Source organism: Corynebacterium sp. UMB6689, from assembly GCF_030215295.1.
GTDB lineage: Bacteria > Actinomycetota > Actinomycetes > Mycobacteriales > Mycobacteriaceae > Corynebacterium > Corynebacterium aurimucosum.
In genome coordinates this window covers 1-245 of record NZ_JASOLS010000251.1, presented here as the reverse complement: position 1 = coordinate 245, position 245 = coordinate 1, and the positions used below count along the sequence as shown (strand labels likewise).

General features: G+C 61.2%; 1 protein-coding gene. It reads right to left on the bottom strand.

Annotated features, from left to right (window positions below; translation table 11 throughout):
• Positions 1-48: 48 nt before the first annotated feature.
• The coding region (locus QP363_RS13390) for a TrmH family RNA methyltransferase (protein ID WP_284764852.1) at positions 49-245 on the bottom strand (197 nt) is incomplete at its 5' end.

The window sequence follows — 245 nt, the reverse complement described above, 5'->3', positions numbered from 1 at the left end:
TGATCCTCCTGGGAAGTAAAACTAGTGCGAACGCGGGGTGGCCCGAAGTTAGGCATGCCGGGAGTGCTGGGCTACCCACCAGTGCATAGCGATGGCCGCGGCCGCGGCGACGTTGAGGGAACGGGTGGAGCCATCCTGGGTGATTTCCACCGCGCCGTCGCAACGCTCGAGTAAATCGGGGGAAATTCCGGCGGATTCCTGCCCGAAAACCAGGAGGCAATTATCCGGAAGCTCGGATTGTTCCA